Source organism: Flavobacterium undicola, from assembly GCF_009909155.2.
Classification (GTDB): domain Bacteria; phylum Bacteroidota; class Bacteroidia; order Flavobacteriales; family Flavobacteriaceae; genus Flavobacterium; species Flavobacterium undicola.
This window is the reverse complement of record NZ_JAAAPM020000010.1, coordinates 64,341-85,365: the sequence shown is the minus strand read 5'-3', so window position 1 is coordinate 85,365 and position 21,025 is coordinate 64,341. Positions and strand designations below refer to the sequence as shown.

Here is a 21,025-nt window from a genome sequence, read left to right as displayed (position 1 = left end):
TTCATTTTTAAGTTTTTTTGAATGCTTAATGAGGTAAGTTTAAAAAGCCCCAACTAGAAGTTAGGGCTTAAAACTAAAAACTCACTCTAAAACTAAACTAAAAACTAAATTATTATTTGTCCTAAATGGATTAAATTTCTCTTTTCTTTATCTTGATTAAAAATCAAGTTTTGCTTTTTTATAATATTCAATAAATTAAACCGAATTAATTTTAATGTTATTAATACATCAATATTAAACCTTTGATTTGATATTAGAATCCTGTACTGTCCTGTTTTTGAAAGAATCGAGAATGAGTTCTAAAAAAAACTGCCAACAGTATTAAAAAATATACTGTTGGCAGTTTCAAAATAAGATGAGTTTTTGAAATTTTAAAGTTCAGTTAGCTTTTTGTTTCCAATTACTTTAAACTTTCCTTTGATTACTTCGGTTGATGCTGCATCGTTATTCTTTTCATAATCGGGCTGTTCACCACCCACAAATACATCAAAATCACCAGCCTCAATTACTCTTTCAACTTTGTTGTTTATCAAAGATAATTGTCTTGGATTTAATATAAATGTTACCTCTTTGCTTTCTCCAGCTTTTAGATAAATTCGTTCAAACCCTTCTAATTGTCTAATGGGTCTTGGAGTAGACGCTTTTTTATCAGTTAGATACAATTGAACCACTTCGTCACCACCCATTTTTCCTGTATTGCTTACCGTTGCCGTAATCTTAATGTTTTCTCCTGCTTTTATTTGACTAGGAACAATTAAATTAGAATACTTGAATTGGGTATAACTTAATCCGTAACCAAATGGATATAATGGTGCGCCAGAATAATAACGGTAGGTTCTGCCTTTCATGTTGTAATCTTCAAAAGGAGGCAATTCTTTCATTGATGTATAGTAGGTAATAGGTAATCTTCCTGCTGGATTGTAATCTCCAAAAAGAACATCAGCCAAAGCATTTCCACCTTCTTCACCTGGATAACCTACATTTAGAATAGCATCGATATTGTCTTTAGCCCAGTTTACCGCTATAGCGCTACCTGCATTTATAACTAAAATTACTGGTTTTCCAGTTGCTTTTACAGCTCTTAATAATTTGTTTTGTTGTTCAGGTAATTCAATGTCAGTTCGATCACCGCCTTCACCTTCCAGACGTTGTGAAAGTCCTAAAACTACCACGGCTAAATCGGCTTCTTTTGCAATAGCTACGGCTTTTTCGATTTTGTTTTCTTCTGGCATAGCCCATAATAATTGCGCTAAAGCATCCGATTCATCGCTAAAAAACGTGGCTTCGATAGCATATTTTTGTCCTGCTTGAAGTGTCATGGTTTTTGTTGCATAACGACCTTCGTGAACAGAACCTTTGCCATTGGTGATTTCTTTTCCGTTGATGTTAATTTTCATTCCTCTTTTCGAAAAAATACCTAATTGGTATTTTCCGCTAACAGCAGGTACTAGAAATCCTGTCCATTTTACAGAGAAGTTATCAGCGAGGTCTTGAGAGATAGGTTTGTGTTCCCATGAAAAGTCAATATTGTCATCGATGCGTTCTAATATCGCTTTTCCTTTACATTCGATATTATTGAAATAAGAAGCTTTTAGTCCTTGTTTGCCGTCTTCGGTTTCGAAATATACTGATGGAATTGGTTTTAAATTCAAAGTACTGTCAGATAAATGCGATCCTTCAGCGTATAAAATTTCGATTTTTGGTTCTACTTTATTTTTGATGCCTTTTAAAAAAGTAATTGGGTTTTTCGGAGTACCGTGATAGTTTCCAACTAATGATTCCCAGTTGTCAGCATTTGGACCAATAACGGCAATTTTTTTTATTTTATTTTTCGAAAGTGGGAGTGTTTGATTGTCGTTTTTTAATAAAATAATACTTTCTTGAGCTGCTTTTCTGGCCAAAGTAGTATTCATATCCGAGCACACAATGTCAATTGGAATTTTAGAAAAAGGCACTATTTCTTCAGGGTCAAACATACCGAGTCTAAAACGAGCTAGAAATACTCTTTTTACAGCAATATCAATTTCTTTTTCATGGACTAATCCTTCTTTTACGGCAGCAACTAAGTTTTCATAATAACTTCCGCAGTTCAAGTCGCAGCCTCCGTTTAGTCCTATAGAAGCGGCTTGAGCAGCTGAATTGGCGATTTTATGTGTTGTTTGTATGTCTTTTATTGCATCACAGTCAGATACTACATAGCCTTCAAATCCCCATTGGTCTCTAAGTACTTTATTCAATAAGAAATCACTACCCGAGCAAGAGGCACCTCTAAAGCGGTTGTAAGCTCCCATTATAGAGTATACTTTGGCATCTTTGATGGTTTTTCTAAATGCAGGGAAATAGGTTTCGTATAAATCTCTATCGCTAACATCTACATCAAAGGAATGGCGTAGTTTTTCAGGTCCGGAATGCACAGCAAAATGTTTGGCTGTAGCAATAGATTTAAAATATTTAGGGTCGTTTCCTTGCAATCCTATAATGAATTTTGAAGCTAATTCTCCAGTTAAATAAGGGTCTTCTCCGTAAGTTTCGTGTCCGCGTCCCCATCTAGGATCTCTAAAAATATTGATGTTTGGTGACCAAAAATCGAGTCCTGTGTAGATGCCTCTTTTGTTGTTTCTTAAAAATTCATGGTGTTTAGCTCGACCTTCATCAGAGATAACAGTGCCTATTTGTTCCAGTAAAGATTTATTAAAAGATGCCGCGACTGTTATGGATTGAGGAAAAACAGTAGCATAGCCGTTTCGCGCCACACCGTGAAGACTCTCGTTCCACCAATTGTATTTTGGGATTTTTAATCGCGTAATTTCTTTAGAGTCGCTAATTAACTGACTTACTTTTTCTTCTAAAGTCATTTGGTTAACAAGGATATCTACTCTTTTTTCAAAAGGAAGTTTATAATCAAGATAAGAAAAGTCGATTGTTTTTTCTTGTGCTTTGGATAAATTTGGGGCAAAAAAAAGTATAGAAAGTATGCTTATGACGATGGTGGTTTTTGACATAAATAATTTGGTTGGTTGAAATTGGATAAAAAAAGTCCGGTAAATAGGTTTTTTACCGGACTGTAATTATTAAATATACTGGTTGATGATGTTTTCGAAAAGCTCTTGTTTTCCGCTTTTTAATCCCAATTCACCATTTTCTAGAGCGATTTTGTATAAATCGGCTAAGCCTAATTTTCCGTTTTCGAAATCTTTCCCTTTTCCAGCGTCGAAAGAGCTGTATCTTTCTGTTCTTAATTTGTCATAAGGAGAAGAAGTGATAATTTTGTCAGCTGTCAATAAGGCTCTTGCAAAAGTATCTGCACCACCAATGTGAGCTAAAAACACGTCTTCCATATCAGTTGAGTTTCTTCTGATTTTAGCATCAAAATTAACTCCACCACCTTGTAGTCCACCTGATTTTAAGAAAACCAACATAGCTTCAGTAGTTTCCTGAATGTTATTTGGAAATTGGTCTGTATCCCATCCATTTTGGTAATCACCACGGTTTGCATCTAAACTTCCAAGCATTCCAGCGTTAGCAGCTACTTCAATTTCGTGTTGGAAAGTATGTTGCGCTAATGTAGCGTGATTTACTTCGATATTGATTTTGAAATCTTTCTCTAAACCGTATTTATGCAAGAAACCAATTGCTGTAGCCGAATCAAAATCATATTGATGCTTCATTGGTTCCATTGGTTTTGGCTCAATGAAAAAGTTTCCTTTAAATCCTTGTGCACGTGCGTAATCTCTGGCTTTTACTAAAAATTGTCCCATGTGGTCTAATTCACGTCCCATATCGGTATTCAACAAAGACATGTAACCTTCACGTCCTCCCCAGAAAACATAATTTTCACCATCTAAAGCAATAGTTGCATCTAAAGCTAATTTTACTTGTCCACCTGCTCTGGCTAACACATTAAAATCAGGATTTGTTGCAGCACCGTTCATGTAACGTGGATTTGAAAAACAGTTTGCTGTTCCCCAAAGTAATTTAATTCCTGATTCGGCTTTCTTTTGTTTTAGGTATTCAGTAATAGCTGCTAATCTGCTTTCTGATTCTGCAAATGTAGCTCCTTCCTGAACTAAGTCGTAATCGTGGAAACAGAAATAATCAAATCCCATTTTGCTAATGAATTCAAAAGCAGCATCAGCTTTGTCTTTTGCAGCTTGGATTGGGTCGTTGGATTGATCCCAAGCAAAGTTTTGTGTTCCAGGTCCAAATGGATCTGAACCTTGTCCACAGAAGGTGTGCCAGTAAGCAATAGAAAATTTAAAATGCTCACGCATTGTTTTCCCTGCTACAATTTGGTCTGGATTATAATATTTGAATGCCAACGGATTGTCAGATTCTTTTCCTTCAAATTTGATTTCGCCAATACCCTTAAAGTATTCTTTACTTCCTATTATTGCCATTTTTTTGTTTTTAGTTTATTTATTTATAATTAGTTCTAGTTCTTTTTTCCAATTTTGATATGCTATTAAATAAGGAGTGCTGTTTTGTAAAGGCATAAATGTCATTACGTGGTCGTTTTTGATAATATTGTCACCAAAGGTTTCGTAATCACCATCAATTAAACCCACGGCTCTTGCGGCTCCAACAGCTCCTGTAGTATTGTAAATTTCTATTTCGTGACCAATTAATGTGGCAACAGTATTCGAAAAGATTTCTGAGCGAAACAAATTGTCGTTTCCGGCTCGAATAACGTTAATTTGAGCATTATCGGCTTTCATGATTTCCATTCCGTAAACAAAAGCAAAGGCAATTCCTTCCAAAGTTGCGCGGTACATGTGTCCATGCCCGTGTTTGTTAAGGTTCAGATTCAAGAAATGACTACCAATGTTTTTATTGTTAAACATTCTTTCTGCTCCATTTCCAAAAGGAATTACAACGACACCGTCAGAACCTACCGAAACTTCTTCAGCTTTCACATTCATGTTTTCGTAAGAATCCATTCCGCAATGATTGCGTAACCAACGGTATTGAATTCCAGCGCCATTGATGCACAATAATTTACCTACCGTAGGTTTTTCATTGGTATAATTAACATGTACAAAACTGTTGATTCTGGATGTTTCTTTCGATTTTAACTTGTCAGTTACTGCATATATAACTCCCGATGTTCCGCCTGTTGCCGCAACTTCACCCGGTTTTAAAATGTTTAGCGACAAAGCATTATTGGGTTGGTCTCCAGCACGATAAACCACAGGAATACCAACAGGAAGCCCCGATTCTTTAGCGCCTTTTTCGTTCAAGAAACTTTGGTTTGTAAAATTGTCTACTATAGTTGGGGTCATTGATGAGTTAATTCCATAATATCTCAACAGCCATTCGGCTACTTCGTTTTCTTTGTAATCCCAAAGCATTCCTTCGGATAAGCCGTTTTTGGTAGTGTTTATTTCGCCAGTCAATTTATAAGCAATAAAATCACCTGGTAACATGTATTTGTAAATCTTGTCGTAAATTTCAGGTTCGTTTTCTTTTACCCAAGTCAATTTGGATGCCGTGAAATTTCCTGGTGAATTTAGTAGGTGAGTGGCACATTGTTCTTCTCCTAATTCTTCAAAGGCATGGTCTCCAATTTCCACTGCCCGGCTATCGCACCAAATAATAGAATTTCGCAACGATTTTCCATTTTTGTCTACAACAACTAATCCGTGCATTTGGTATGAAATACCCACTCCAGTTATTTTTGAAGCATCAATATTAGCTTCTTTGATGGCTCTTTTGCTCGCTATACAGCAGTATTCCCACCACATTTCCGGATCTTGTTCGGCCCAGTCTTTATGGTAGGCGGTAATTGCCATTTCATCAGCCGGTTCATGCAACGTGATGATTTTTTTTCCTGTTGCTGCTTCAACCAAGGCAACCTTGACTGAGGAGCTTCCTATATCATATCCTATATAATACATAATTTATAATGATTCTCTAATGGTTAGTTTTGTTGGTACGTAATATTGCATAGGCTCGTCTTTGGTTACAAATTGGGCAGCCTTAATTCCTAATTCGTTAAAATCAGTTGTTACTACTGAAATCCCTTTGTATATGAATTTTTTCATTGGAGTTTCGTTGTAAGATAAAAAACCAACGTCTTTGCCAGGTTCTAAACCTTTTTCTCGGCATTGTTCCAGAAAAATCCCTAAAATTCGATCGCTTACACTGATGTAGGCAATGTCTTTTTGAATTATAAAGTCTTTTGGATTGGTAATTACGTTGTGATTAAGATTGAAATCAGTACAGAACTTTTTGAAAAAAGTAATTGTTTCTTTGGGATGATAGGTAAACGTTGGATAAATGAAAACGATTTTTTTATATTTCTTAAATAAATTTTCTCCTTGTTTTAGTGCTTCGTAGAAAGCTTTTCCAAAATCTTGAAATACATAATTGTTTTTGGATTTTGAATGAATGTTCCAGTCAATCAATAATAATTTTTCGTTTGATATCGCTGATAAGGTCGTAGGCACTTCTTTGTTGTCAAAGTTCATTACTACATATTTAAAATATTTCCCGATACTATTATTAATGATGTTTTTGAAATTGTCAATGTTATAATGATGGAATTGTACATCGACAATAATATTATCGGCTAAATTATTAACAAAGGAATGGTATAGTACCTCTTTATATGCTTTGAAGGTGTCCAGCACTAATAATACTTTTCTGGTTTCACCGGTAACAAAATAACCTTTGTTAGGAACCGAGTCAATTAGTTTTTGGTCTTTTAAAATCGAATATGCTTTAAAAACAGTATCTCTGGATAATTGATTTTTTTTGCAGATACTATTAACAGAAGGTAGTTGTTCTCCTTTTGCAAGTATGTTTTCTGCAATGGCATTATTTATTGAATTGACTAATTGCTGATATTTAGGGATATCGCTTTCGTGATTAATTGTAAAAGTAAAATTGCTTTCCATTTCCATACTGTTCTGTTCCGGTATGCAAATATAAATTTTATTTTTTAATTAAAATGTTTTTTTCGAGAATTTTATAATTCATGTTATAGCTAGATTATGGTTTTGTGGTTGTTTATAATGTGTATTTTGGTTTGTATTTTATGAGAAATTCATTTGTGTTATTTGTCTTTATTGTTTTTTGATAAAATTTGATGTTTTGTGTTGTTGGAGAAAACACGCTCTATTGCGGGAATGACAATGCTTTATGTTGAAATTTGGGTTTATTTAGGGAAAAGTGGTCTGGTTGAGTTTTTGGCTGCTTATTTCTGAAAAAGCATTACAAATAATTAACAAAAAATTGGGTGTTATTTTAGAGTAGTTTTATAATCTGTGATTTGGAGTGTTAAAATGTGTTTTTTAAAATCACAAAATATATGTTAAATTAATATATATGTTTTTTTTACATTTATTTAGAGATGTATAATGCCCCATAAGCCTAATAAACACAATAATTTTTCTATTTTTAAAATAGTAGTTAATTGATTGTGATATGTATATTTATTCTGGTCTTTTTTTTAATATATATAAAAAACAGGATACAGCAGGATAGATGTAATGAGTTGAACATATAAATTTGAAAAGTTAAAACTTAGCAATAATTAGTTAAAAAAAACACAAACATTTATTCACCACTTTATAAGCTAACCAAATAATGAAGAGAAAATTTAACTACTATTTATTAATTCTACCACTTCTGGCTTTGTTTGCCAGTTGTAGTCGAGACGTATTTGATGAATACTATGCGCGTCCTGATTATCTGGAAGATCCAATTTACCAGCAACTGGATGCACGGGGTAATTTTAAAAACTTTACAGCCTTAATTGAAAAAGCAGGGTATAAAGATATTTTGAGTAAAGCAGGATATTGGACTATGTTTGCACCAAATGATGAAGCTTTTACTAAGTATTTTCAAGAAAAAGGAATATCTGATGTAAGTAAGATTGATGATGCTACTGCATCTAAAATTGTGAAATATGCACTTGTTTACAATGCATTTAGAGAAGATCAGCTTTCCGATTATCAATCTGGTACAGGTTGGGTAAAGGATAATGCGTTTAGAAGAAGAACCGCATATTATGATGGTTATCAAACCAAAACAATAAATGGAACTCCAACAGTAATAGTTGATGCTAACCGTAATGGATTTTATTTTTTAGCAGACAATAACAATAAGTATGTCTCTTATTTTACTGATGAATATTTTGCTGCCAAAAATTTAAGTGCTACCGATTTTAAATTTTTCTATCCAAATAGTGAATACACAGGATTTAATCTATTTGATGGCAAAGTAAAAGAAGCTGATATTATTGCTGAGAATGGTATTATTCATGAAGTAGATAAGGTTAGTGTTCCATTACTAAATTTAGATCAGTATTTAGAAGAAGACAGTAAAAAAGCAATTAGTAAGTACAGTCGTTTTCGCGATATTCTTGAAAAGTATTTGGTTACTTATGTTTTTAATCAAACTGTAACAACTAATTATAAGAATTTTACCGGGAAGTCAGATAATGTGTCTATTAAGTTTTATGATACTAGATTGTCATTTTCTCCAAATAATGAAAACTACATTAAACAAGCGGATAATGATGGACAATCAGATGCATATACATTGATTGTTCCGGAAAATGAAGCGATGAAAGTATTTACAGAACAAATTTTGCTTAAACATTTTGCTGATTTAAGTCTGCTTCCAAAATATGTTTTTCAGGATTTGATAAATGCACACATGGTACAAAATGCGGTATGGCCATCCAAAAAAGCTGGTTATAGCAATGCGTTAAATGAAAGTTTGCGATTTGACTTTAATAGTGATGTTACAGACGCCAAAATATTAAGTAACGGATTCTTTTATGGAACAAATAAAGTACAAAAGTCTAATTTGTTCTATAGTGTTTACACTTCGGCTTATTTAGATCCTAAATATACACTTGCTACAAGATTATTTAATGATGGTTCAGGATTTAAAGAAATGATTAGTAATATTAATACTAAATATACATTGTTTTTACCTTCAGATGATTTACTTCGTTCTTTAGGTTATGGATATAATCTTGATAATTCGTCATGGACATATACTCCACCAGCTACTGGAGTCGCTGCAACATCTGGCGTTGCCCGATTTAATTTAATTCGTTTGCTTTATAACGGTATTGTATTAACTCCTAAGAATGAGTTAAATAATATTGCTACTACTTCGGGAATTATTCGTACAGGTGATCTTGATCTTCCTGGCGAATATATAAAATGGGACCGCAACAAAGTGTATGCAGCAGGTAATGAAGTATTAGGTAATTCAGCTAAGATTGTTGGTTTTGAAGATCAACAAAATGGTAGAACCTATTATATTGATAATGTGATTCAGTTTTCAGAAGAGGCTCAGGGATTAAAAATTAAACGCTTGTCTGAAACTCCAAGTTCTCAATTTCTTACCTTTTTTAATTATCTTAAAAATTCATCTATTTATAATACTACTACAGGAGCAATTCAGGGAGTTGTTTTAGGGTCGTCTTATACTTTTATCGTACCTAATAATGCTGCTATGGCTAAAGCTGTGGCTGATGGAGTTCTGCCAGCATCAGCTATTCCTGCAACTCAATTGGAAAAAGATCAGATAGTCGATTTTATCCGTTATCATATTTTGGTAAACAAAACAGCTTCTGATGATGGCTTAGTAACAGGACTATTTGAAACTTTACGAAAAAACGGTTTTGATGATAAAACCTATATAACTGTTGAGAGCACTCCAGGTACTTTGTCATTCAAAGACAATAATTTTAGAGATGCCATATATGTTAAAGCTCTAAGTAATAACCTGGCAGATCGATCTTTAATCCATTTAGTAGATAACTATCTTAAATATAAGGAATTCTAATGAGACAATTAATTACAAAAATATTTTACAGTTTTACATTTGCATTAATTTTACTGGCAGCCTTACCAACATTAGCACAACAATCTAGTACAGCTTTGTTAGTTCGTGGTCAGATAATTGATGCTTCTGATAACCAGACTATTCCTATGGTTACAGTTGCTGAACAAGACGCTGATAATCGTACAGTAGGAGGAACAGTAACTGATATTGACGGAAATTTTGCTATACGTGTTAAAAATCCAAATAATAAATTATTGATTTCAACAATAGGTTATAAATCTAAAACTGTCGCTATTGACGGAAGACAATCAATTAAGATTGCGTTAGTTTCTACAGTAGAATCATTAAAAGAGATTGTTGTTACTTCTGCTAAATCATCAGATAATGGATTAATGAGAATTGCAGATCGTGATCGTACTACGAGTTCGGTTAGTATCAATGCTGCGGATCTGGAAAATACTCAAGCGGCCTCTATTGATGAGGCTTTACAAGGACGTTTGTCAGGTGTGGATATCGTAGCGACTAGTGGAGATCCGGGAGCTGGAATGCAAATACGTATTAGAGGAACTTCTTCTATTACAGGTTCTTCAAATCCCTTAATAGTTGTTGATGGTATGCCTTATGAGACTTCAGTACCTGATGATTTTAATTTTGGATCAGCAGATGAACAAGGTTATGCGGCTTTGTTAAATATTGCACCTTCAGATATTGAAACCATTACTATTTTAAAAGATGCAGCTGCTACTGCTATTTGGGGGTCGCGTGCTGCCAGTGGGGTTTTGTTGATTACGACTAAACGTGGTTCAGTAAGTGCACCAAAAATAACTTATACTTATAGAGGTACTTACTCTAAGTTGCCTCCTACTATTCCAATGTTAACTGGAGATCAATATTCGCAATTGATTCCTGAAGAATTCATGAATAGAAACGGAGTGCCTTTGAATACTTTATTTGTTAAGGAATTTCAATATGATCCACAGGATGTATATTATTATAAAAATTATAGTCAAAATACGAATTGGGTAGATGCAATAACTCAGGCAGGTGTAACAGGTGATCATAACCTTTCTTTGCAGGGAGGAGGACAAAAAGCAAGGTACTTTACATCAGTAGGTTATTATAAATCAAAAGGGGTAACTATAGGTACTGGTTTAGAGAGATTAAATGCAAGATTAAACTTGGATTATGTAGTGTCTGATCGTATTAAGTTTAAAACTGATTTAGCTTATACGCATACAGATACTCAACGAAATTATGTTAATTCAAAGGATACTGAAGATAAATTAAGGGGAGTTGCTTATACTAAAATGCCTAATATGAGTATTTATGAGTATGATGAAAGAGGAAATCTTACGCCTAATTATTTCTCACCAGCCTTTAACGTACAAGGGGGTTACGGAGGAACTTATAATCCACTAGCTATGGCGGAGTTGGCAACTAATAACCAGGCTGAGGATCGTATTGTACCCCATTTTAATTTGAGTGTAGATATTGTTCCTAAAGTATTTATGTCGACTTTTGATTTACAGTTTGACTATAGTGGTAAAAAAACAAAAGCTTTTTTACCTCAAAACGCAACAGGACGTCCTTTCACTGAAAGAATAGTGAATAGAGCAACTGATATTGATTCAGATGAAGCCAGTATTGTTACCAAGACCAATTTTATTTATACCCCAAGCATAGGTGAAAACCAAACTTTTCAAGCATTAGTATCACTACAGTCGAATGACTATCGTTATACAGCGCATCTGGTAGAGACATCTAATACAGCTTCGTCATTATTGACTGATCCATCAAATCCGTCAAGAACACAATCAGGAGCATTATTTACTGCTAATAGTCAGGCAAGAAATGTAGGGGCGGTATTTACTGCTCAATATGGTTTGTTAGACAGATATATAATTAATGTAGGTGTACGTGCTGATGGTAATTCAAAGTTCACTGGACAAAACAGATACGGTTATTTTCCTTCGGTTTCCGCCCGTTGGAGAATTTCAGGGGAGTCATTTATGAAGAATTTAGAAAAAATAGATGACTTAAGTATGAGGTTGAGTTATGGACAATCAGGTGGAGCTCCTAAATATGATTATCGTTTTTTCAATATTTATGATAACTATGATACGCAGTATTTAGGTCTAAATGGTATTGTTCCAGTAAATATGGAGTTGACTAATTTAAAATGGGAGACAAAAATTGGTAAAAACTTAGGATTTAATCTTCAAATGTTCAATAAACGTTTGAGTATAGATGCCGAAATATATCAAACTACCACTAAAGACCTTCTTTTTAGAGATCTTGATTTAAGTAGCGTTTCAGGTTATAACACCATCTCGGATCAAAACGTAGGTTCTATGGAAAATACAGGATGGGAAATAGGTATTAATGCAACTCCTCTTAAAACTAAAAAATGGAAAGTTGACTTTAATTTTAATATTTCTTCAAATCAAAACATGATTACAGAAATATCAGATTATTATCCAAGTCAAAGTGGGAATACAGATAGAAATGGAGAGTTTAAACGTTTCCTTCAGGTTGATAATCCTTTTGGTTCATTTTATGGTTACAGATTTAAAGGGGTTTATACCGATCTTGAGGCAACTAAAGCCAGAGATGCCAGTGGAAATGTAATTTTAGGTCCAAATGGTCAGGAAGTTTTTATGCGCTTTAATTATCCACTAACTGATTATACATTTCAACCTGGAGATGCAATTTATGAAGATATTAACAAAGACGGTAATATTGATAGCCGCGATGTAGTGTATTTAGGAAACAGTAATCCTAAATTATCTGGAGGTTTTGGCCCAAATATAAGTTTTAACAATCAATGGAAAATCAATCTTTTCTTTACATATCGTCTAAACTATGATATTGTTAATGGTACGGACATGAGTACTACTAATATGTATGGATATAATAATCAAAGTACAGCAGTTTTGTCCAGATGGCGTAATCCGGGGGATGTAACTAATATGCCTAGAGCGGTTTATGGTGCAGGTTATAACTGGTTAGGTTCTGACCGTTATGTAGAGGATGCTTCTTTTGTTCGTTTACGTTCTGTAACTCTTAGTTATAATTTGAGTAAAAATCTATTAAAAAAATTAAACTTAGATGAAGTAAGGATGTATGTAACGGCGGATAACTTGTACACTTTTACAAAATATAGAGGTCAGGATCCTGAGGTAAGTATGGGGAAAGGTGCTTTTGGGATTTCAATTGATAATGCCGCTACACCGCCTACAAAACGTTTCTCATTTGGTCTTACAACTCGTTTTTAATAAAAATATTTGATATTTATGCAAACTAAAATAAAAACAATATTAGCAATCTTTATACTTTTTGTTTCGGCAAGTTCGTGCGATAATTATTTAGATTTACGTCCTCAGGATGGAATAGTACGTGATGAATTCTGGAAAACTAAAGAGGATATTCAAGGGGCAGTAATAGGGATTTACTCGTCGATGTTAAATTCTCCTCCAGGAGTGTCAGATTTGACAATGTCTCAATATTTATTCATGTATGGCGAATTAAGAGCAGATATGATTGCTGCCGGTGCGAACGTTACTGAGGATGAAAGAGATATCATGAACTCTAATATTATTGCTTCTAATGAATTAACCAGTTGGGCTGCTTTTTACAGAACAATTAATTATTGTAATACAGTTATAGATTTAGCTCCGGCAGTTAAAAATGAAGATCCAACTTTAACCCAAGTACAATTAAATAACTTTCTTTCGGAAGCATTAGCAATTAGAGCGTATTTGTATTTTACATTGGCACGTACTTTTAAAGATGTACCTTTAAAATTAACTCCAACATTAACCGATAAAGAAAATTTTCAAATCCCTGTTAGTCCACAAAGTGCAATTTTTGATCAGGTAATTAAAGATCTTAAACTCGCTGATGAATATGCGGTAACTGATTATGGGAATGATGCTTCAAATAAAGGACGTATTACTACCTATGCAATTAACGCTATGTTAGCTGATGTTTATCTGTGGACAGGGAAATACCAGGAAGCTCTTGATGCTACTACTAAGGTAACAGGTTCAGGTAAATTCAGTTTAATACCAGCTTCTAATAATACTTGGTATAATACAGTATATGCTAAAGGAAATTCTACTGAAAGTATTTTCGAATTACAATTTACAACATCTAACTTAGGCCCTTTTTATAGCATCTTCTATCAAAGGCCTCAGTTTTTAGCTTCTGCAAACGCATTGGAAGATGTTTTTGGTATCGATTTTACTAATGCTTTAAATAAAGATATTCGTGGTGAAAATACATCAATAACACCTGGTTCAAATCAAATTTATAAATTTATTGGATTAAACAATGATGAACGTAAAGTTTTACAGGATTCTGATACTCACTGGTTTGTATATCGTTATGCTGACGTGTTATTAATGAGAGCAGAGGCTCTTAATGAATTAGAACAAGGAGATGGTGCAATTGCAATTATTAAGGACATACGATTGAAGCGTCGCGCAATTCAATCGACTTCTGAAGACCCAAGTCCTTCTAGTAAAAATGATGTGATAGACTATATTTTAGCCGAACGTGCCCGTGAATTTGCCTTTGAAGGAAAACGTTGGTTTGATATTCTTCGTGTGGCCAGAAGAAATAATTATGAGAGATTAGATATTTTAACGACTGCAGCTATAGCAAGTGCGCCTGCTGATAAACAACAATCAATTATTGCAAAATTAAAAGATCCAAATAGTCACTATTTACCTATTAATACGTATGAACTTTATACTAATAAAGCGCTTGTACAAAATCCATTTTATAAATAAAAAAATAAGTCATGAAAAGATTATTAAGATTGCCTAGCCTGTTGAGACTTACTTTAGTTTTTTTAATAGCTTTAGTGTTTCAAAATTGTACTGAACAAAAAATAAAAGAAACTACAGATGAGACGTTGAATGTTACTGCCTATCTTAGAGAAAATAAGGATTATTCAATGTTTTTGGAAATTCTTGATATTACTAATTATGCTTCATTCATGAATACTTATGGAACTTATACACTTTTCCTTCCAACTAATGAGGCGGTTAAGCAATATTTGACTGATGTTGGTGCTAGTTCATTGAGTGAAGTTCCTTTAAAAGACCTGCAAAATATAGCAAAACTTCATATTTTAGATCAAAAAGTAAATACTACTGCTTTTACTGATGGTAAAATTGCTACGCCAAGTTTATATGGTCAGTTTTTAATAACTGGTGCAGTTAATAAAAATGGTGTTTCCAGTGTAACTGTTAATAAGAGTGCAAGTATTGTGACTTCAAATGTTGAAGTAGGAAATGGTGTGATTCATGTTATTGATAAAGTACTACGAGTTGCCGATAAAACAGTAGCTCAAACTATAGAAGCTAATCCAAAACTTTCATTGTTTACAGAGGTTTTAAAAGCTACTGGCTGGTATGATAAACTAAATAAGCCGTTATCAAATAGTTCTGATATACTTAGTTACCTTACTGTTTTAGCTCAAACTAATGATGTTTTTGAAAATACAACTTGGAAAAATCCATCTGGGGTAACTATAAAATTAAATACTTTAGCTAATTTAAAACTAAGATATAGCCATTTAAATAATCCATTGGATCCAAAAGACAGTTTGAATTTGTTTGTTAGTTACCGTGTTTTACCAAGATTACAATATTTAGCTGATATTGCTGTAAGTCCAGCATTAGAAACTAAGGCTCCACTTGAAGTTATTACTAGTAGATTAGAAGGAGATGTTATTTTATTAAATCAAGAAGTTTTTAATGGTGTTTTGGAAAAAGGTGCTGCTATTGTTAAGGATTTAAGTGATGTAACTTGTTCTAATGGAGTATTGCACTACGTAGATTATAACTTCTCAATGAAAAAACGTAATCCGGCTCCTGTTTATTTTGATTTATGTGATCAGCCTGAATTTAGAAAATTGACTTCTATTTTTAGAACTGCCATTGGTGGTTTTAAAACACTTGCTAAATCAGAGTTTTCGGATATTACATGGGATGGTACTGGAAGTATTTCCTATAATAAAGCAGCTACTGGTACGGCTATTACTACTGGTATTGCAGCATGTTGGCATACAGATGTAGTCGAAATTAATAATATGCGTGATGGTCTTATTCAAAATATTGCTTTTAAAACTCCGGTAATTATCAAAGGAAAATATAAGATTTGGGTTTCTTGGAGACAACAAGGTACTAAATTAGGATTTTTAAAAGTGTTTTTTGATGGGGTAGAACTTCCAAGACAAATAAACTTAATGGAAAGTGGTAATACAACCTTAGACGAAAGAGTGCTTGAATCTCAAGGATACAAACGTTACATTAGTCCATTTACCAATAGAGTAAACTGTAGATTGGTTGGTACAGTTGATGTGACAACTACTGCAAGACATACGATAACTTTTCAAAGTCAATCTTCTTTCTCTGCGGCAACTTGGTTAGATATTGCAGAATTCCGTCCTATAGAAATGGATCAGCTTTGGCCTAAATTCGCAGCTGGAAAAGACAATTTAGTCACTCAATAATAATTAAATTAGAAACTTAACCAAGTACAAATGATATCATTAAAAATTAATTATAAAAGACTGTTTGTTGGTTTACTGACAATAGCTTTGGTCTCTTGTTCTAATCCTTGGGAGGATCGTGAAAATAACGGCGATGCTAATCTAAGTGTTACTCTCAGTGAGGCAATTACTAATACAACTGAAGTATCCCAGTTTGGACAATTATTAGTCCAAACTGGTTACGATAAAGTATTGGCGGCTTCAAAAACTTATACCGTTTTTGTACCAACAAATGAGGCTATGGATCAAGTAGACGATGCAATACTTAATGATCCAGAGGCACTTAAAAAATTTGTAGCCAATCATATTGCATTAACAGCTTATTCTTCAATTAGAACTAAGGCGCAGGAAAAAATTAAGATGTTAGGGGATAAATACCTTTTATTTAAAGGGGCTACTATGATTGATGATGCTACTATTGTTACTGCCGATCATTACGCAGCTAATGGAGTTTTTCATATCATTAATAAAGCACTAACACCTAAATTAAATATTTGGCAATATATTAATAGTAATTCGGGCTCTGCAATGAGTCAATATTTACTAAGTTTAAAAAACATCAATATTTATACCTCAGATGCTGAAGCAAAAGCAAATGCAGTACCTGGTGCTCTAGCCGATTCACTTACCAATTCTTATTTGAAAAATGTGTATAATTTGAACAACGAGAAGAATTCGTATACATTATTTTTAATGCAGGATGCCGGATATTCTACTGAAGTGGATAAAATGAAGCCGTATTTGACTGTTGCTACACCGGAAGGGACTGCAGCGCTTGCAAGCTATTTTACAGTAAGAGATATGGCTTTTCCAAATGCATATGAATTAAATCAATTACCGGCTACATTAACTTCCAGATTTGGTGTAGAATTCCCTGTGGATAAAACACAAATTGTAGGGAATCCAATTCATTTAAGTAATGGTGTAATTTACATCATGAAAAAAGTAGATGTTTCACTTACTAAACGTTTATTAACCACTAAAATAGAAGGGGAAAAAAATTATGGATATGTAGGTACAAGAACTCCTATCCTTTACCGCGATAGAATTGATCCATTTGGCGTGTTGTTTAATGATATTATGGTTCAAACCCCGGCAAGGGCAAAATTTACACTAACTTATTATGCTAAAGATATTATGTATAGTACTAAATATAAAGTGTATTGGAGAGCAATTAATGATCAATCAGGTACATTCCAGCAGCAATTAGCGATAGGTGGAAATTATGATGTAACTACAAATAATATAGTGAATATGACTACTACATTTCCCCTTATTACTGTACCATTTAAAAATTATGATGAAATTCTTTTAGGAGAATTTACCAAAACAAATGCGAATAATACTGACTTAATATCTCTAATAGGAGGTACAAGTTCAACCAGTGCACTTACTCTTGATTATTTGAAATTTGTTCCTGTCCTTAAATAATATATTCTATAAAAAATTAGTTATGCTAAAAATTATAAAACTAAGCTGCTTAGCCGGTCTTTTTTTTGCTGGTGGACTTTATGTACCATTGTATGCACAGGAAACTCAGGATTCAACAGCTGTGGCAATTACCAAACCAAATAAAACAATAAAAGGAATTTTAGTAAAGGGTGTTGTTAAAAATGCCAAAACAAAAGCCCCATTATCAGGTATAAATGTTGCTGTCGATGGCTTTTCGGCAGTCATTACTAACGATGATGGAAGCTTTGAAATTAAAGTTCCAAATTTAGAAACCCTACTTAAAATTAGTGGTGAAAATTTTCAAACGAGACTTTATGCTTTAAGAGAGCAAGAATCAGGAATAGAGATATTTTTAAACGAGTCTAATTACGCTCCTGCATACCAGATGGCTAATTTAGCGTCTGGTGATAAAATGCAATACAACAATACTAACGCTGCTAGTGTTGTAAATTTTAGTAAAGATCAATGGTCTAATCCTATTAATGAATCTGTTGGAGGTTTTCTTCAAGGAAAAGTAGCAGGATTAAATGTTATTAGAAATTCAGGAACTCCAGGAGCAGGAAGTAACTTATCGCTACGTGGTTTTACTTCATTGTATGCTACTAACAAATCTTTGATTATTGTAGACGGAATGATTTATAATGATGAAGATTATGGTTCAGGAATTGTACAAAATAATATTTCTTCTCCTTTGTCTAATATAGATGTTAAAGATATAGAAGACGTAACAGTTATTAAAGATGGATCATCACTATATGGGACAAAAGGAGCTAATGGAGTGATAAAAATCACAACGATTCGTCCAACAGAATTATCAACTAAAATTGATTTTACTATGTATGGGTCTGTGAATCAAACTCCTGATCAGTTGCCTTTGCTAAATGCTGACGCATACCGTACTCATATATCTCAATTAGAAGCTTCTCGTGGTCTATCGCAACAACAAATTGCCGATTTACCATATATGAATGACGAAGTGGGTGCTGCAGGATATTATAAGTATCATAATCAAACTAATTGGCAAGATCAGGTTTATAAAGCAAGTACAAGTCAAAATTACTTTCTTAAAATACGTGGAGGAGATGATATTGCAAAGTTTGGTTTGTCTGTAGGTTATCTTGATGCTAAAGGTATCGTAGATCAAACTAATGTAAAACGTCTTAGTACTCGCTTAAATGCAGCCTTAAGATTAACAGAGAAATTAACTGTAGATGCTAATTTATCTTTTATAACAAATATGGGGAATCAATGGGATCAGGGTTTGGTTTATAGAACAAGTCCTACGTATTTAGCATTGACTAAATCTCCGTTTTTAACAACTAATGATGTGAATGATGCAGGTGAATTTTCTCCTAATTTAGCAGATGTGGATTACTTTAATGTAAGTAACCCAAAAGCAATTTTGGAGAATGGATTCGGAACTAATAAAAACTACCGTTTCTTTGGAGATTTAAAATTCAAGTATGCCCTAAATAAGGCTTGGGATATAAATACTATCATTGGTTTAACTCTTAACAAAGAGAGAGAATCTTTCTTTATTCCAGACTATGGAGTTGCTAATTTTGTACTTCCTACTGCAATTGGCACCAACAGTTCAGGAAGTGAAGTACAACAATACAAGAGTCTTTATACCGATACTTATGCTAATTATTTTAAAAATTTTGATAATGATCATAATTTAGATGTACGTTTTGGAGCTAGAACTCAAAGTAACAAATCACAAAGCGATTTAGGTTTGGGTTATAATTCCTCTACTGATGATTTTACAAGTGTAGGGGCAGGGTCTAACTTATTGCGTCAGGTCGGCGGTGTTTTAGGAGAATGGAACTGGCTGAATATTTATGCTAATGCTGATTACAACTACCGTAATAAATATTTCCTGACTACCAGTTATGCGGTTGACGGATCAAGTAGATTTGGAGACAAGATGGATGGTTCAGATAAATACGCTTTAATGACATCTTTAACAGCAGCTTGGTTAGTGTCTTCTGAAGGTTTTATGAAAAATTTAAAAGCTATTGATTATCTTAAGCTTAGAGCGACTTATGGTTATAGCGGAAATGATGATATAGGAAACTTTACAGCGCAAAAATATTATATTTCTCAAAATTTATTAGGAATGCAAGGTTTAGTAAGAGGAAACATTGCAAATCCTAATTTACAATGGGAAACAGTTAAGAAATTCAATTTAGGGGCTGATTTAGGTATTTTCAATGAAAGAGTAAATGCTTCTATTGATTTATATTCTAATAGAACCAGAAACATGATTATTTATGAATCTATCAGTGGCTTAAGTGGATTTAATTATGTTGCATCTAATAGTGGTGCGATGCGAACTCTAGGAGCTGAATTAGCATTCAAAGCCCGTGTTATAAACTCAACTGATTTTACATTAGATTTAGGGTTGAATGTTAGCCACTATAAAAATGAAGTTCAGGCATTGCCTAATGGAAACATTATTACTCAATTTTCCGGAGCTACTTACTTAACTTCAGTAGGAGAAAATGCCAATTCATTCTTTGGTTTGAAAACTAATGGAATATATAGTACAACAGCTGATGCTAATGCCGCAGGTTTAAACAGACGCTTAACAAATGGGGAATTAGTTCCGTTTACTGCTGGAGATATGAGATTTGTAGATGTAAATGGTGATAAGGTTATTGATAATAATGACCGTATGATTATTGGAAATCCAAACCCGGATGTAGCAGGTAGCTTCTCGACTAATATTACTTACAAACGTTTCAGTCTTCAAGGATTATTTAACTTCTCTGTTGGGAATGATATTTATAATGGATTGCGTTACAACCTGGAAAAAATGAGTGGGTACGAAAATCAAAGTGCTGCCGTTGCTAATCGTTGGAGAGCAGAAGGTCAGCAAACAGATATTCCTAAAGCTTCATGGGGAGATCCAATGGGTAATGCTGAGTTCTCAAGCAGATGGATTGAAGATGGTTCTTATTTAAGATTGAAAACTTTAGTATTAGGATATGATTTTAAAGTAAATGATAAGAATTATATTAAATATATCAAGCTATATGCTAGTGCTAATAACTTGTTTACGTTTACTAAATATCTTGGGTATGATCCTGAATTTAGTGCTACTTCGTCAATCTTTGGTCAAGGAACAGATATCGGTTTAGCTCCACAGTTTAAAAGCTATCAACTTGGATTGCGTTTAGGCCTTTAATTATATACACTATA

General features: G+C 33.5%; 10 protein-coding genes. 6 read left to right on the top strand and 4 right to left on the bottom strand.

Annotated elements, in window-relative coordinates:
* Positions 1-371 precede the first annotated feature (371 nt).
* The 4 genes from GTZ96_RS07765 to GTZ96_RS07750 all read right to left on the bottom strand — a co-directional run bounded on the left by GTZ96_RS07765 (position 372) and on the right by GTZ96_RS07750 (position 6,902).
* On the bottom strand, positions 372-3,002 hold the full coding sequence (locus GTZ96_RS07765; protein ID WP_161642609.1) for a glycoside hydrolase family 3 protein: 2,631 nt from the start codon (positions 3,000-3,002) through the stop codon (positions 372-374).
* 69 nt (positions 3,003-3,071) lie between these two features.
* On the bottom strand, positions 3,072-4,397 hold the full coding sequence (xylA, locus tag GTZ96_RS07760; protein ID WP_161642606.1) for a xylose isomerase: 1,326 nt from the start codon (positions 4,395-4,397) through the stop codon (positions 3,072-3,074).
* A gap of 15 nt (positions 4,398-4,412) precedes the next feature.
* On the bottom strand, positions 4,413-5,894 hold the full coding sequence (locus tag GTZ96_RS07755; protein ID WP_161642603.1) for a xylulokinase: 1,482 nt from the start codon (positions 5,892-5,894) through the stop codon (positions 4,413-4,415).
* A 3-nt stretch (positions 5,895-5,897) separates the two neighbouring features.
* Positions 5,898-6,902: a GntR family transcriptional regulator gene (locus GTZ96_RS07750; RefSeq protein WP_161642600.1), complete on the bottom strand. Its 1,005-nt coding sequence runs from the start codon at positions 6,900-6,902 to the stop codon at positions 5,898-5,900.
* A 685-nt stretch (positions 6,903-7,587) separates the two neighbouring features.
* Between GTZ96_RS07750 and GTZ96_RS07745 the strand changes: the two genes are divergently transcribed.
* From GTZ96_RS07745 to GTZ96_RS07720, 6 genes are read left to right on the top strand one after another with little or no spacing between them, the layout of a single operon-like run.
* The gene (locus tag GTZ96_RS07745) at positions 7,588-9,807 is read left to right on the top strand and encodes a fasciclin domain-containing protein (protein ID WP_161642597.1); all 2,220 of its coding nucleotides are present in this window, start codon (positions 7,588-7,590) and stop codon (positions 9,805-9,807) included.
* Positions 9,807-13,082 (top strand): SusC/RagA family TonB-linked outer membrane protein, encoded by a 3,276-nt coding sequence (locus tag GTZ96_RS07740; protein WP_161642594.1) that lies wholly within the window; start codon positions 9,807-9,809, stop codon positions 13,080-13,082. The genes GTZ96_RS07745 and GTZ96_RS07740 overlap by 1 nt, the downstream gene beginning before the upstream one ends.
* Before the next feature lie 18 nt (positions 13,083-13,100).
* Positions 13,101-14,600 carry a RagB/SusD family nutrient uptake outer membrane protein gene (locus tag GTZ96_RS07735; protein ID WP_161642591.1) on the top strand — a complete coding sequence of 500 codons (1,500 nt, stop codon included), beginning with the start codon at positions 13,101-13,103 and terminating at the stop codon, positions 14,598-14,600.
* 11 nt (positions 14,601-14,611) lie between these two features.
* Positions 14,612-16,330, top strand: a complete 1,719-nt coding sequence (locus tag GTZ96_RS07730; protein WP_161642588.1) for a fasciclin domain-containing protein — start codon at positions 14,612-14,614, stop codon at positions 16,328-16,330.
* 30 nt (positions 16,331-16,360) lie between these two features.
* On the top strand, positions 16,361-17,800 hold the full coding sequence (locus GTZ96_RS07725; protein ID WP_161642585.1) for a fasciclin domain-containing protein: 1,440 nt from the start codon (positions 16,361-16,363) through the stop codon (positions 17,798-17,800).
* A 22-nt stretch (positions 17,801-17,822) separates the two neighbouring features.
* Entirely contained in the window at positions 17,823-21,011 is a 3,189-nt protein-coding gene (locus tag GTZ96_RS07720) for a SusC/RagA family TonB-linked outer membrane protein (protein ID WP_161642583.1), read from the top strand.
* Positions 21,012-21,025 lie beyond the last annotated feature (14 nt).

Excerpts from the sequence above, each read along its gene's own strand:
- GTZ96_RS07755 (WP_161642603.1), bottom strand. The coding sequence starts at position 5,894 with ATGTATTATATAGGATATGATATAGGAAGCTCCTCAGTCAAGGTTGCC.
- GTZ96_RS07765 (WP_161642609.1), bottom strand. The coding sequence starts at position 3,002 with ATGTCAAAAACCACCATCGTCATAAGCATACTTTCTATACTTTTTTTT.
- GTZ96_RS07745 (WP_161642597.1), top strand. The coding sequence starts at position 7,588 with ATGAAGAGAAAATTTAACTACTATTTATTAATTCTACCACTTCTGGCT.
- xylA (WP_161642606.1), bottom strand. The coding sequence starts at position 4,397 with ATGGCAATAATAGGAAGTAAAGAATACTTTAAGGGTATTGGCGAAATC.
- GTZ96_RS07740 (WP_161642594.1), top strand. The coding sequence starts at position 9,807 with ATGAGACAATTAATTACAAAAATATTTTACAGTTTTACATTTGCATTA.
- GTZ96_RS07750 (WP_161642600.1), bottom strand. The coding sequence starts at position 6,902 with ATGGAAATGGAAAGCAATTTTACTTTTACAATTAATCACGAAAGCGAT.
- GTZ96_RS07725 (WP_161642585.1), top strand. The coding sequence starts at position 16,361 with ATGATATCATTAAAAATTAATTATAAAAGACTGTTTGTTGGTTTACTG.
- GTZ96_RS07720 (WP_161642583.1), top strand. The coding sequence starts at position 17,823 with ATGCTAAAAATTATAAAACTAAGCTGCTTAGCCGGTCTTTTTTTTGCT.
- GTZ96_RS07735 (WP_161642591.1), top strand. The coding sequence starts at position 13,101 with ATGCAAACTAAAATAAAAACAATATTAGCAATCTTTATACTTTTTGTT.
- GTZ96_RS07730 (WP_161642588.1), top strand. The coding sequence starts at position 14,612 with ATGAAAAGATTATTAAGATTGCCTAGCCTGTTGAGACTTACTTTAGTT.